The sequence below is a fragment of the Streptomyces sp. NPDC048461 genome (assembly GCF_055587105.1).
This window is the reverse complement of sequence record NZ_JBVJGW010000017.1, coordinates 64,919-78,475: the sequence shown is the minus strand read 5'-3', so window position 1 is coordinate 78,475 and position 13,557 is coordinate 64,919. Positions and strand designations below refer to the sequence as shown.

Genomic DNA, 13,557 nt, shown 5'->3' with positions numbered 1-13,557 from the left:
CGCCACCCCGCCGGATCCCGTGCTTCACCCTGGGGAGTTCCGCCGGTGAACCGGGTCGGGGAGGCGCATTCCTACCTGACACCCGGGCGTGGGTGGCGGACCACGAAGCGTGCCCTGGCGAAGCCTGGCGAATAGTCGCCGGGCATCTGACGCCGGGTTAATGTCAACTCAGCCGAGAACCTGGGGGCTTGACGTGAGCAAAGGTCCGAACACCCGCTTGAACGACCTGTTCGGCCTGGCCGGCTGGTCGAAGGGCGAACTCGCGAGGATGGTGAACCGGCAGGCGGCGGCCATGGGCCACCCGCAGCTGGCCACCGACACCTCACGGGTGCGGCGCTGGATCGACATGGGGGAATCCCCGCGCGAACCGGTTCCCACGGTACTGGCAGCACTGTTCACCGAGCGGCTCGGTCGTGTCGTGACCATTGAGGACCTCGGGTTCGTACGGCAGCGGCGCTCCACCAAACGGCAGCCGGACGGGGTTCAGGAGAACCCCGACGGGATGCCCTGGGCGCCCGAACGCACAGCCGCGGTCCTCACCGAATTCACGGGAATGGACCTCATGCTCAACCGACGCGGTCTGATGGGCGCGGGCGCCGTGCTCACCGCCGGCTCCGCCCTCACCAACGCCATGCACGACTGGCTCCACACCGACCCGGCCCTCGCCAAGCAGGCGGCGGGCTTCGGGGAGGCCTTCAAGGCCGACCCCGCGAGCTACGACCGCTACGAGGCTGCCCCGATCGGCTCCCAGGAGATCGAGGCCCTGGAACGCTCGGTGGACGTGTTCCGCGCCTGGGACGCCTCCAGAGGCGGCGGACTGCAGCGCAAGGCCGTGGTGGGCCAGCTCAACGAGGTGGGCGGGATGCTCGCCTACCACCATGCCGACCACCTCCAGCGCAGGCTCTGGGGGGTGGCGGCCAACCTCGCGGTGCTCGCCGGCTGGATGTCCCACGACGTGGGCCTCGAACCCACCGCGCAGAAGTACTTCGTCATCGCCGCGCACGCCGCCCGGGAGGGCGGTGACCGGCCGCGCGCGGGCGAGGCCCTGTCCCGGGCCGCCCGCCAGATGGTCCACCTCGGCAAGCCGAACGAGGCCCTCGACCTGATGAAGCTGGCGAAGTCCGGCTCCGGCGAGCAGACCCTCCCGCGCACCCGCGCCATGCTGCACACCATCGAGGCGTGGGCGCAGGCGGCCATGGGCAAGGGGCAGGCCATGCGCCGCACGCTGGGCGAGGCCGAGGAGCTGTTCGTCTCCGACAAGGGCGACGTGCCGCCGCCGAGCTGGATGCAGCACTTCGACGAGGCCGACCTGCACGGCATGCAGGCCCTGGCGTACCGGACGCTGGCCGACCACGACGCCGCGGCGGCGCCGGTCGCGGCCCGGCACGCCAAGGAGGCCCTGCGCCTGCGCGGCGAGGGCCATCAGCGCTCGCAGATCTTCGACTACATCTCGCTGGCCTCGGCCTGCTTCATCGCGGACGATCCGGAGCAGGCCGACCGCTACGCCCGGCTCGCCCTGGTGTCGATGAACGAGACCTCCTCGCACCGCACCTGGGACCGGCTGCGCGAGATGTACCGGCTCACCGGCCAGTACGCCGGGTACCCGAAGATCGAGGACCTCCGCGAGGAGATCGAGCGCGCCCTTCCCGACAGCCCCGCGCCGCGCAGCCCGCGCGGTACGGAGGTGTAGGGGGCGCAGTCGTCACCGCGCCCCTCCTCCGGTCCCCGCGCACCGCGTACGGAGACGAGAAGGGCCGCGCCGTTCGGCGCGGCCGCGAAGCCCGTGCGGGTACCCTCCTGCGCGCCGTCCGCCGTCGGCTATCCGCCGACCCGGGCCACGAGCAGGCAGGTGCCGTCCTCGCGCTCGCCTTCGCCGAACTCCTCGATCACCAGCCGGAGGCAGTCCTGCGCCGTCGGCGCCGCCGAGAGCCGGGGCGCGAGGGCCAGCAGCCGCCCGGTACCGTCCGCACGGCTGAAGTCGAAGCCGGGCGGGGTCAGTCCGTCGGTGTGCAGGACGAGCACGTCGCCGGGCCGGAGGTGTTCCTCGGCCTGTCCGTACGCGGCTCCCGACGTCGCGCCGAGCAGCACGCCCTCCGGCGGCCGAAGGGAGCGGCCCGTACCGCCGCGGAAGAGGAGGGGGGCGGGATGGCCGGCCTGCGCCCAGGACAGGACGCGGCGCGCGGGGTCGTAGCTGCAGCACACGGCCGAGCCGAGGGCGGGCTGGACGGAGCTTTCGAGGAGCTGGTTGAGGCAGCCCATCAGGGGGCCGGGCTCGATCCCGGCCATTGCCATGCCGCGCAGCGCGCCCAGCATCATCGCCATTCCGGAGGTGGCGGTGACCCCGTGTCCGGTCAGGTCGCCGACCGTCAGCATCGAACGGCCGCCGGGGAGTTCGAGGGAGTCGTACCAGTCGCCGCCGATGAGGTTCCGCGTCGCGGACGGCAGGTAGTGCGCCGCCACGTCCAGGGTGTCCGGGCTGCCGGGGGGAGGTCGCAGGGAGCCGCGCCACGGGGGGAGCACGGCCTCCTGCAGTTCGACCGCCAGCCGGTGCTCGGTCCGCGCGATGTCCTGCCGGCGCTGGAGGGTGTCGTGCGACTCGGTCACGGCGCGCCGGCTGCGGCGCAGTTCGCTCACGTCCCGGAGCACCGCCCACATGGAGGCGGTGCAGCCGTCGGGGTCGAGGACGGGCTCGGCCCTCATGTGCAGGGTCCGGACCCGGCCGTCGGCCCGCACGATGCGGAACTCCCCGTCGATCGGACGGCCGTCCACGAGGCAGGCGGTGACCCAGGCGGTGAGCAGCGGCTGGTCCTCGGAGAACAGGGTGGAGCCCAGTTCGTCGAGGGGGAGCGGGCCGGACCCGGGGGGCCGGCCGAAGATCTGGAACAGCTCGTCGGACCAACTGACCTCGTCGGTCAGCAGGTTCCATTCGGCGGTGCCGACCCGGGTCCGCCGGTCGTCGGCGCCGACGCTCGCTCCGGGCGTCGTCTCCGGGGGCCGGGCGGGTTCGGAGGCGGGCGGCAGGCCCTCCTTGAGCTGGCCGAGGTGCCGGCCGAGGTCGTCGAGGTGGTGTACGGCCAGATCGCAGAGGGCGCGCTGCCAGCGGCCCTGGGCTTCGTCGTCCGCGACGGTGTCGCGGCGGACCGCGTCCACGTCCCCCCGGAGGCGGCGGGTCCGCGAGATCAGCGCGTCCACCGACCCGGGTTCGTGGGGCTGCGCGGAGCGGTCCGCGAAGAGGTGGGACGGCATGAGCACTCCGATACAGGCGCGGCACGGCCAAGTCTGATGGAAGGACCGGTATCGACTGTGGCACAGGCCACGACGGCGTGTAAGTCGTTTGGCAACATCCGCCCACCTCTTGCTTCCGGCATATGCCCGAGGCCATCCGGGGTCTTCGCGCCGTACGAACGAATCCGGTCAGCGGCGTCCCGGGCGCCTTCCGCCGCCTCCCGACGGCCGGTGCGCGCCCCCGGCCGGGCCTGCCTGGAGCTCCTTGCTCCCGCGGCCCCGGAGAGCGGTCCGCCGGAGCCGGGAAATCCGGCCAGGCGCCGGGCGGGGGTCGATCGTACGGCCGAGGCGTGCGAGGTGGCACCGCCCGGTCCACCCGTACGGGCCGCTGGTCAACGCGGCGCCCGCGGAGCCCCCGGCCGAGCGGTCCCCGGCCTTCCCAGCCCCCTCCGTGATCGCTACGCTACGTGCCGGTAATGAACGGGGGAGGTCCGCGCGGGCGGGCCCGCGCAGGGCTGGGGACACCACGACATGACCGGGCAGCGCGGGACCGCGGGACGGCGCCACACCGCCGGGGAGGGCGACGCGGCGGACGGCGGGCGCGCGCCCCGGGAGGCCGGGGCGTCCGGCGAGGACGCCGCCGGGGGAGCCGGGGCCGCCGCCGGGCGGAGCCGCCGCTCGTTCCTCACCAGCCTGGTGGTGGCGCCGACCCTCGCCCTGGTGACCCGCGCCGGTGCCGACCTGCTCGCACCGCAGCCCGCCCACGCCGTGGTGCCGTCGCTGCCCGCCATCGCCGACCTGGTGGACCTCGGCGACCTGTTCATCCTGGCCGGAGCCCCCACCTCCGCCCTGCTGGCCCTCGTCGTCGACGCCGACGGCACCGTCCGGTTCCGGCTGCCGCGCGAGGAGGTCGGCCAGGGCCTCACCACCGCCGTGGCCATGCTCGTCGCGGAGGAGCTCGACGCACCGCTGGCCTCCGTACGCGTGGAACTGGACGACGCGCGGCCCGAGCTGCTCTTCAACCAGCTCACCGGCTCGTCCAACTCCGTCCGCTCCCTCTACGGCCCGGTCCGGCAGTGCGCCGCGACCGCCCGGGCCCGCCTGGTCGCCGCCGCGGCCCGGCGCTGGAGCCTCGCCCCGGCCTCGCTGACCACCGCGGACGGCGTCGTCCGCGCTCCCGACGGGCGCACCGCCGGCTACGGATCCCTCGCCGCGGACGCCGCCGACCCCGCGCTCGTCGTGCTCGGCGCCGCCCCCAAGAAGACCGCCCGGCACACCCTGGTCGGCACGCCCACCAACCGGGTCGACGCCCGCGCCATGGTCACCGGCGCCCTGCGGTACACCCTCGACCTCGACGTGCCCGGCGCCAAGCCCTGCGTGGTGCGCCGCCCGCCCACCCTGGGCGGTGGCGTCCGCGCCGTCGTCAACCTCGCCGCCGTCAGGGCCATGCCGGGAGTCCTGCACGTGGTGACCGTGCCGACCGGGGTGGCCGTCGTCGCCGAGACCTTCGGCCAGGCCCTCGACGCCAAGGCCGCGCTCCAGGTGACCTGGGGGCCGGGCCCCGCCGACGGGCTCTCCGACGCGCAGGTCCGCACGAAGCTGCGCGCCGCCACCCCGCCGCTGCTGGTGCCGCCGCTGCTGACCCCGTACGTGGACGCCGAGTTCGACTTCGCCTTCGTCAGCCACGCGCCGATGGAGACCAACTCCGCCATCGCCGACGTGCGTGAGGACCGCGCCGAGATCTGGTCCGGGCTCAAGTCCCCGATCGTGGCCCGCCAGACCATCGCCGCCGACCTCGGGCTGCCGGTCGACAAGGTCGACGTGCACGTGGTGCAGGCCGGCGGCTCCTTCGGCCGCCGGCTCTTCTTCGACGCCGCGCTGGAGGCGGCCCGGGTCTCGAAGGCCTGCCGCCGCCCCGTCAAACTGATGTGGACGCGCGTCGACGACACCCGGCACGGCCGGATGCGTCCCGCCACGCACCACAAGATCCGGGCCACCCACCTGCTGGGCGAGGTCCTCAGCTTCGAGCACCGGGTCGCCGCCGCCGAGACGGACTTCCGGCACGGGCTGGGCGAGATCATCACCGCCACCGCGGCGAACCTGCCGCTCGGCCTGGGCAACGCCACGCTCGCCCAGACGCTCTTCCTCACCACGGTCAAGTCCCCGTACCACTTCGGGCTCACCACGCAGGCGCTGACCGAGGTGCCCACGGGCGTCCCCACCGCCTCCTGGCGCTCGGTGTACTCCGCCAACACCCGCGGCGCCGAGGAGATCGTGGTCGACGAGCTGGCGGCCGCCACCGGCAGGGACCCCTACCGCTTCCGGCGGGCCTTCCTGAAGAACGACGCCCAGCGCGCGGTCCTGGACAAGGTCGCGGCGGAGGGCGGGTGGGGCCGGCCGATGGGGACGGGCCGGGCCCAGGGCATCGCCTTCCACGAGGAGTACAAGTCGCGCACCGCGTGCCTGGTGGAGATCGACACCCGCGATCCCGGGCACGTGCGCGTCACCAAGGCGGTCATCGCGGTGGACGTGGGCCTGCCGGTCAACCCGCGCGGGCTCGAAGCCCAGATGATCGGCGGTCTCACCGACGCCGTCTCGACCACCCTGCGGGCCGGGCTGCACCTGGACAAGGGACTCCCGCTGGAAGGCAGTTACAGCCAGTTCCACTGGGCGCAGCAGCGGGACACCCCGCTGGACGTACGGGTGTTCGTCCTGCCGGCCACCGGTGAGGAGCCGGGCGGCGCGGGCGAGCTCGGAGTGCCGGCCGCGGTCGGCGCCATCGCCAACGCCTGGGCCCGGGCCACCGGGTCCAAGCCGCGCAGCTTCCCCCTCGACTTCGACGTCGACTTCACCCCCTACCCCCGCTAGCCGGAAGCCAGGAGCCGCGCCGTGCCCTCGCACACCTTCACCGTCAACGGGCGGAGCGTCACCGTGGACGCGCCCGACGACCTGCCCCTGCTGTGGGTGCTCCGCGACATGCTGGGCGTCAACGGCCCCAAGTACGGCTGCGGCGTGGACGTCTGCAAGGCGTGCACGAGCCACCTCGACGGCGTGGACGTCCGCCCGTGCGTCGTGCCCGTCTCGGCCTGTGCCGGGAAGACCGTCACCACGATCGAGGGGCTGGCGGACGGGGACGACCTCCACCCCGTCCAGGAGGCCTGGCTCGAACAGGACGTCGCCCAGTGCGGCTTCTGCCAGCCCGGACAGATCATGGCGGCCGTCGCGCTGCTGAAGCGCACCGCGGCCCCCACCGACGCGGACATCGACGCCATCGCCAACATCTGCCGCTGCGGCACGTACTTCCGCATCCGTGAGGCCATCCGCAGCGCGGCCGCCAGGATGTGAGCGGGACCGCTGTGTGAGCCGGTCCGCCGCCCGAGCCGGGCCGCTGCGCGCGCGGGCCCGGGCCGGAGCGGTGGTCGCCGCTCCGGCCCGGGCCCGTGGAGCCGTCCAGCCGTGGGGAGTCAGCCGAGGAGCTTCTGCTTGGCCCGCTGGAACTCCTCCTCGCTCAGGTCGCCCTTCGCCTTCAGCTCGGAGAGCCGTACGAGGTCGTCCGCGCCCGCCCGGCCGGGATCCTTCGCGGTCTCCCGGATGTAGGCGTTGAAGGCGTCCTGGCGTTCCTGCGCGTGCTGGACCTCGCGCTTGCCCATGTTCTTGCCCCGGGCGATCACGTACACCAGTACGCCGAGGAACGGGATGAGGATCAGGAACAGCACCCACAGGGCCTTGAGCCAGCCGCTCATCTCGTGGTCGCGGAACACGTCCACGATGATCCGGAAGAGCAGAAACAGCCACATGACCCACAGGAAGATCCACATCACGGTCCAGAACGCGCCCAGCACCGGGTAGTCGTAGGCCAGGTAGACAGAGAGGTCCATGGCCGTCCTCCTTCCGTACCCGATCACCATCGCAGTGCCCGTTCAAGATCGCCACTGGCCGGGGCCGGGGCGGGTTCGCGGCATGACACAGGCGGCAGAGCGCCGTAAACCCGAACCAAATGGACGATCATCCTCGAATGAGGCGTATCAATGCGAAACGCGTGCTGGTCGGGGAGCCCCTGGACACCGCGCGCCTGGGCGAAACACTGCTGCCCAAACGGCTCGCCCTGCCGATCTTCTGCAGCGACCCGCTCTCCTCCGTGGCCTACGCCACCGAGGAGATCCTGCTGATCCTCGCCCTCGGCGGAGTCGCGCTGCTCCACCTCACCTGGTACGCGGCCGCCGCCATCGTGTTCCTCCTCGTGGTGGTCATCGCCTCCTACCGGCAGACCTGCCACGCCTACCCCGGCGGCGGCGGGGCGTACGTCGTGAGTGCGGAGAACCTCGGGCCCACCGCCGCCCTCACCGCCGCGAGCGCACTGCTCGTCGACTACGTGATGACCGTCGCGGTCTCCGTCGTCTCCGGCGTCGCCGCCATCACCTCCGCGATCCCCGCGCTGAACGACCACGAGGTGGTGCTCTCGGTCGCCTTCGTCGCGCTGCTGACGGTGATGAACCTGCGCGGTGTCCGGGAGTCGGGGCGGGTGTTCGCCATCCCCACCTACGGATTCGTCCTCGTCATCTACGTCATGTTCGCGTTCGCCGCCGTCCGGCTGGCGACGGGCGAGACCATCCGCGCCGAATCCGCCGACCTCCCCATCACCCCGGAGGGCACCTACACCGGCCTGGCCCTGGTGTTCCTCGCGATGCGCGCCTTCGCCTCCGGCTGTACGGCCCTGACCGGCGTCGAGGCGATCAGCAACGGCGTCCCCGCCTTCCAGAAGCCCAAGGCCAGGAACGCGGCGACCACCCTCGCCGCGATGGGCGTGCTCTCGGTGACGATGTTCGTCGGCATCACCGTCCTCGCCATGTCCTACCAGGTGCACGTGGCCGCCGACCCCACCGAACTGGGACTCGCCCCCGGAACCCCGACGTCCACCGCCCTCGCCCAGATCGGCCGGGCCACCTTCGGGAGCTGGCACTTCCTCTTCTACCTGCTCCAGACCGTCACCGCCGGCGTGCTGATCCTCGCCGCCAACACCGCCTTCAACGGCTTCCCGATGCTCGCCTCGATCCTGGCCCGGGACCGGTACGCGCCCCGCCAGCTCTTCAACCGCGGCGACCGGCTCGTCTACTCCAACGGCATCGTGCTCCTCGCGCTCGCCGCCATCGCGCTCATCGTCGCCTTCGACGCCGAACTGACCCGCCTGATCCAGCTCTACATCATCGGCGTCTTCGTCTCCTTCACCCTCTCCCAGTCGGGCATGGTCCGGCACTGGCGCAGGGAACTCGCCTCCCCCGCCACCCCGCGCGAGGAGCGCGTCCACATCCACCGCCGCCTCGCCATCAACGCGGTGGGCGCGGTGATGACGGCCCTGGTCCTCGTCATCGTGCTCCTCACCAAGTTCACGCACGGAGCCTGGCTGGTGGTCATCGCCATGCCCCTGCTCTTCCTCGGCATGAAGGGTGTGCGCCGCCACTACGACCAGGTCGCCCGGCAGGTCGCCGTCGCACCCGACGCCAGACCGCGCAAGCCCGCCCGCCACCACGTCCTGGTGCTCGTCGCCTCCATGCAGGCCCCGACGCTCAAGGCCCTCGGCTACGCCCAGGGCCTGCGTCCCGACCGGCTGACGGCGGTCACCGTGGCGGCCGACGAGGAGGACGCCGCCCGGCTCCGCGAGGCCTGGGCCGCCCACGACCCGGGGATCACCCTGAAGATCCTCCACTCGCCGTACCGCGAGGTGGTGGGCCCGGTCCTGACGTACGTGCAGGAACTGGCCGCCGACGACGCCAAGGGCGTGCTGTCGGTGGTGATCCCGGAGTACGTGGTGGGCCACTGGTGGGAGCAGCCCCTGCACAACCAGAACGCGCTGCGGCTCAAGGCGCGGCTGCTGTTCACGCCGGGCGTCGCGGTCATCGACGTGCCGTACCTGTCGGAGTCCGCCCGGCCGCCGGAGCGGGTGCGCGGCGAGGACTGAGCGGAGCCGGTGCCGGACCGGGGGCGCGTCCCGGACCGCCGGAGTCAGGAGGCCGGGCCGCCGCCCGGACGGCGCCCGTGGCCCGGCGGCTTCGGCCGGGAGGCGGCGCCCTCCGCGCCGCCCCGCTGGACGACCGCCGCGTGGGCCAGGGCCAGTTCCACCACGTGCGCCGGATCGGAGAGGGCGCGGCCGGTGAGCTGCTCCAGACGGCGCAGCCGGTTCGAGACCGTGTTGCGGTGGCAGTACAGCCGCTGGGCGGCGTGCGTCGTCGAGCCCCGGCAGGCCAGCCAGGTGCCGAGGGTGGTCAGCAGCACCCGGCGGTCCTCGGCGGGCAGCGCCAGGACCGGACCCAGCACCACCAGGCGCAGCCGGCCCGCGAGTTCGGCCTGGGACGCGACCAGCGCCGCCGGCAGCCGCTCGTCGAGCAGGGCGGTGCGCGGCCCGCCCGCCGCAGGGGCGGTGCGCAGGGCCAGGACCGCCAGCCGGTGCGCCCGGGCCACCTCGGCCGCAGCCTCCACGACCGGGCTGACCCCCGCCCGCACCCCGAGCGGCGCCAGCAGGTCCCGTACGGATTCCAGCGGGTGGTGGCCCAGGTGCACCAGGCCGCTCTCCCCGTCCGCGCGGATCCGCCACAGCACGCGCGGCGCACCGGCGGCCCCGGGTCTGGGGCCCGCGGTATCGGCGCTCCCGGCGGCCAGGACGACCACCGCGAAGCGGCCCCGCTCCGGAAGCCCCAGCTGGGCCGCGGCCTCGGAGGCGGCGGGGCCGTCGACGGCGGCCGCGCCGTCCAGCAGCGCGTCGAGCAGGGCCGCGCGGCGCTCCCGGTCGCGGTCGGTACGGGCCGCCTCCGTGGTCCGGTACGACTCGGCGACGGCGTCCGTCATCTGGTCCAGTACGTCCCACAGGGCCGTCGCGCCCGGCAGCAGCCGGGGGAGCGCGGCCCGGTCGTGCGCGGTGACCGCCTCGGTGAGGGTCAGCCAGAGCAGCCGCCCGCCCCGGCGATAGGTGCGCAGCAGGGAGGCGAGCGGCAGCCCCTGCTCGGCCCGGAGCGTCCCGGTGGCCCGCGCGTCGGTCAGCTCGACCGGCAGACCGCGGGAGCTGCGGACCAGGCCGTCGACGGCCTGGCGGAGGTTGTGGTCGATGCGCTCGCGCAGTTCGGCCCGGCCGAGCAGGGCGGCGTAGGCGGGGTCCTCGGCCAGGGTCCGCTCGGCGAGCCGGTCCGCGGCCGCGGCGAGCCTGCGGGACAGGTCCTCGCGTATCTCCTCGATGATCCGCTCCATGACGCGCAGCCTGACACGGGGGAGGGGGCGCTGGGGAGGGCCGGGACGCGGTGCATCCGCTACCGTGACCGAAGCACTGCACGTGCAGTGCTCACCGCGCTGCGCGCCGCCGCCCGCCCGGGGTTCCCCGCGCCGGGCCCCGCTGCGGCGCCGATCCCGAGGACCATCCATGCGCCAGAATCCGGAGCGCCGCACCGCGCTGCTCGACGCCGCGATCGAAGTCCTGGCGCGCGAGGGCTCGCGCGGACTGACGCTGCGCGCGGTGGACGCGGAGGCGGGCGTGCCGACGGGCACCGCGTCGAACTACTTCGCCAACCGGGCGCAGCTCCTCGTACAGATCCTGCACCGCACGCGCGAGCGACTGGTCCCCGACCCCGCCGACCTCGGCGGCCCGCTGGACACCGCGGTGCTGCTCGGGCAGCTCCTGGACCGGATGCGGCGCGAGCGGAGCGTGCACGTCGCCTCCCTGGAACTGCGACTGGAGGCCACCCGGCGCCCCGAACTCCAGGCCGAACTGGCCAGGTTCCAGGGAGCCGAGCTGGAGGCGAACGTCGCCTGGCACCTGGAGTCGGGCCTGCCGGGGGACCGGCAGGGCGTGGTCCTGCTGTACCTCGCGATGCTGGGACTGATCGTGGACGACCTCACCGTGCCCGCCCTGCTGGAGCCCTACCCGGTGGAGGGGCTCATCCGGGCGATGGCCGAGCGGCTCGTGCCGGAGGGTGGTGCGTAAGTGACGGGTGAGGTCGTGGAGTTCGATGAGGAGAGAGAGACCGAAGGGACGCCCCGCGGGCCCGGAAACGGAACGCTCGGGCCGGACGGGCGGTGATCTTATGCTCAGGTTTACGCGAGTCAGCTGGTGTTGGAGCCGGTGAAGGACTTTGATGGGTCGGCCAGGCCTCGTACCGGAGCAGGGGGATCACTCATGCGCACCGAACACAGCCAGAAGGACACCACGCCCACTCTGATCGGTTCCGTACAGCGCGCGCTGCGCCTCGTGGAAGCCATGCACGCGGAGAACGGGGCCACGGCCAAACGCCTCGCGCGGGTCACCGGCATTCCGCTGCCCACCGTCTACCACCTGCTGCGCACCCTCAGCCACGAGGGCTACGTCCGGCACGAGGGAGGGTCGTTCCGGCTCGCCGACGATCTTCCGCTCGCTTCCTGATCAGAAGGTGACGGGTTCCGGCCAAGGTGTTACACGCTTCGGCGCATGTTCCCGCGGAAAATGCCAGAACGCCTTTTCGCCCTGCGGAAGTTGAGTAGGTTCCCTCCTGTCGCGCCGTACGACCGTGCACCCCGCACGTCCGGCCGGGAGGGGAGCCCCGCGTGCCCGGGATCGACGAATGCCTGCTCGAAGCCATGGCCTTGCCTGGTGCGCGGGGGGCCGCGCTGGTCGACTGGAGCAGCGGACTGGCCCTCGGCACCGCCGGGGACTCGCCCGTGGGCGACCACGAGACCACCGCCGCCGAGACCGCCGAGCTGGCCCGGGCCGCCGCCGAGTACGAGTCGTTCGCCCCGTCCGAGTCCGAGCAGATATCCGGCGGCGGAGCACCCGCCGGGCCGCCCGTGGAAGACCTGATCGTCACCACCCGCACCGGTTACCACGTGCTCCGCTTCGTCGAGACCAGCTTCGACAGCAGCGTCTTCCTCCACCTCTGGCTCGACCGTACCGAGGGCAATCTCGCCCTCGCCCGGCACAGACTCCGCAGCCTGGCCGAGGAGCTGGTGCTCAGATGACCGCTCCCGCCCCGGTGCCGCTGCCGGCCCCGATGACCGCCGTCTCCCCGCTCCTCACCCGCCTCGCGGCCGAGCGCGCCACCGGCGCCCTGCTCCGCGACCGCGGCACCCTCTTCCTGGAGGACGGCCGGATAGTCCACGCCGAGAGCCCCGCCACACCCGGCCTCGACGTCCTGCTCACCACCGGCGGCGGCCTGGCCCCCGAGCGCTGGCGCGAGGCCCTGGACCGGGCCGGCGCCCGCCGCCAGGTCGCCCGGTTCCTCGTCGACAGCGGCGGGCTCGCGGGGGGCGAACTGGAGATCTGCCACCTCGCCGCGATCTTCGACGCCGCCTTCTTCGCCCTGTCCCCCGGCAGCGGCCCCTCCCGGTTCCGCCGCGGGGCCACCCACTGGATCGGGTCCGTGCGCTCCGTCCCGGCCGCGGCCGTCGAGCGCGAGACCCGCCGGCGCCGGGAACTGCTCGACGCGGTCTGGCCCTACCCGCTGCTGGACACCGCCCCGGTGGTGCCCCGGGCCGCCGCGCCCGGCCAGACGGTCACGCCCCGCCAGCGCCTCCTGCTGCACCACGCCGACGGCGTCCGCACCCCCGCCGACCTGGCATGGGTGCTGGGCCGGCCCGCCTTCCACACGCTCCTCGACGTACGGCGCCTCGCGGCGGCCGGCCTCGTCGACACCCCGCACGCCGCGGCTCCCGCCCCGGTCGTGGAACCGCTGCCCGACTGGATGACCCAGGCCCAATCCCCGGACGTGGCACTGCTCCGCCGGTTACGCGACGCACTGGAGGCAAGCCTGTGAGGCTCCCGCTGCGACCGGCCCTTCGCGCCGACCGCTCCGAGCGCAGGCTGCCCGAGCGGCAGCCCGACGGGCCGTCCGAAAGGAGAAAGGCCGACATGAGCACGGTGCCCGCCGAGGCGGAGGCCGAGATACTCGCAGAGCTCCGCAGGCTCCGGGCCCGCGTTCCCCAGCTCACCGGGGCGCTCGCCGCGAGCGTCGACGGCCTCGTGCTGGCGCACGACAGCGCCGCCACCGAGGCCGAGACCGTGGCCGCCCTGACCGCGGCCGCCCTCGGGGTGGCCCAGCGGCTCAGCGACAGCACCGGCCAGGGCGTGTTCCGCGAGCTGCTCGTGCGCGGGGAACACGGATACGTGGCGACGTACGCGGCGGGAGAGGCCGCCGTGCTGACCCTGCTCGCGGAGCCCCGCGTCAACGTCGGGCGCCTCCACCTGGAGGCCCGGCGCTCCAGCCTGCGCATAGCCGACCTCATAGACCACAGCCTCGGACGGCGCGGTCCCGGCAGTCCGCCGGCGTACCCGCCGACGTAGCCCCCACACCGGCGGCGTCACGCCCGTCGGCTCCGAAC

At 73.7% G+C, this 13,557-nt stretch carries 12 protein-coding genes; 9 read left to right on the top strand and 3 right to left on the bottom strand.

Annotation, left to right across the window (positions count from 1 at the left end):
- The first annotated feature begins 193 nt into the window (after positions 1-193).
- Positions 194-1,690, top strand: coding sequence for a DNA-binding protein NsdB (locus ACZ6S8_RS26645; protein ID WP_469459850.1), 1,497 nt, complete (start codon positions 194-196; stop codon positions 1,688-1,690).
- 128 nt (positions 1,691-1,818) lie between these two features.
- Here ACZ6S8_RS26645 and ACZ6S8_RS26640 read toward each other — a convergent pair whose 3' ends face one another.
- Positions 1,819-3,246 carry a PP2C family protein-serine/threonine phosphatase gene (locus ACZ6S8_RS26640; RefSeq protein WP_469459848.1) on the bottom strand — a complete coding sequence of 476 codons (1,428 nt, stop codon included), beginning with the start codon at positions 3,244-3,246 and terminating at the stop codon, positions 1,819-1,821.
- Between the two features lie 510 nt (positions 3,247-3,756).
- On the opposite strand from ACZ6S8_RS26640, the gene ACZ6S8_RS26635 reads away from it, so the two are divergent.
- Both ACZ6S8_RS26635 and ACZ6S8_RS26630 read left to right on the top strand, forming a co-directional pair.
- Positions 3,757-6,093: a xanthine dehydrogenase family protein molybdopterin-binding subunit gene (locus tag ACZ6S8_RS26635; RefSeq protein ID WP_469459846.1), complete on the top strand. Its 2,337-nt coding sequence runs from the start codon at positions 3,757-3,759 to the stop codon at positions 6,091-6,093.
- A 21-nt stretch (positions 6,094-6,114) separates the two neighbouring features.
- Complete coding sequence (locus tag ACZ6S8_RS26630; RefSeq protein WP_469459844.1) at positions 6,115-6,570, top strand: (2Fe-2S)-binding protein; 456 nt, start codon at positions 6,115-6,117, stop codon at positions 6,568-6,570.
- Positions 6,571-6,689: 119 nt separating this feature from the next.
- Here the strand turns inward: ACZ6S8_RS26630 and ACZ6S8_RS26625 are convergent, their stop codons facing one another.
- Positions 6,690-7,103: an SHOCT domain-containing protein gene (locus ACZ6S8_RS26625; RefSeq protein ID WP_469459842.1), complete on the bottom strand. Its 414-nt coding sequence runs from the start codon at positions 7,101-7,103 to the stop codon at positions 6,690-6,692.
- A gap of 137 nt (positions 7,104-7,240) precedes the next feature.
- On the opposite strand from ACZ6S8_RS26625, the gene ACZ6S8_RS26620 reads away from it, so the two are divergent.
- On the top strand, positions 7,241-9,181 hold the full coding sequence (locus tag ACZ6S8_RS26620; protein ID WP_469459840.1) for an APC family permease: 1,941 nt from the start codon (positions 7,241-7,243) through the stop codon (positions 9,179-9,181).
- 44 nt (positions 9,182-9,225) lie between these two features.
- On the opposite strand, the gene ACZ6S8_RS26615 is transcribed toward ACZ6S8_RS26620, so the two are convergent.
- Positions 9,226-10,461 carry a PucR family transcriptional regulator gene (locus ACZ6S8_RS26615; RefSeq protein WP_469459838.1) on the bottom strand — a complete coding sequence of 412 codons (1,236 nt, stop codon included), beginning with the start codon at positions 10,459-10,461 and terminating at the stop codon, positions 9,226-9,228.
- A gap of 169 nt (positions 10,462-10,630) precedes the next feature.
- On the opposite strand from ACZ6S8_RS26615, the gene ACZ6S8_RS26610 reads away from it, so the two are divergent.
- From ACZ6S8_RS26610 to ACZ6S8_RS26590, 5 genes are all read left to right on the top strand, one after another.
- Positions 10,631-11,191: a TetR/AcrR family transcriptional regulator gene (locus ACZ6S8_RS26610; protein ID WP_469459836.1), complete on the top strand. Its 561-nt coding sequence runs from the start codon at positions 10,631-10,633 to the stop codon at positions 11,189-11,191.
- Between the two features lie 192 nt (positions 11,192-11,383).
- Complete coding sequence (locus ACZ6S8_RS26605) at positions 11,384-11,626, top strand: helix-turn-helix domain-containing protein (protein ID WP_383925215.1); 243 nt, start codon at positions 11,384-11,386, stop codon at positions 11,624-11,626.
- 161 nt (positions 11,627-11,787) lie between these two features.
- The gene (locus ACZ6S8_RS26600; RefSeq protein WP_469459833.1) at positions 11,788-12,198 is read left to right on the top strand and encodes a hypothetical protein; all 411 of its coding nucleotides are present in this window, start codon (positions 11,788-11,790) and stop codon (positions 12,196-12,198) included.
- On the top strand, positions 12,195-12,992 hold the full coding sequence (locus ACZ6S8_RS26595; RefSeq protein ID WP_469459831.1) for a transcriptional regulator: 798 nt from the start codon (positions 12,195-12,197) through the stop codon (positions 12,990-12,992). The genes ACZ6S8_RS26600 and ACZ6S8_RS26595 overlap by 4 nt, the downstream gene beginning before the upstream one ends.
- A gap of 95 nt (positions 12,993-13,087) precedes the next feature.
- On the top strand, positions 13,088-13,519 hold the full coding sequence (locus tag ACZ6S8_RS26590) for a roadblock/LC7 domain-containing protein (RefSeq protein WP_469459829.1): 432 nt from the start codon (positions 13,088-13,090) through the stop codon (positions 13,517-13,519).
- Positions 13,520-13,557: the final 38 nt, after the last annotated feature.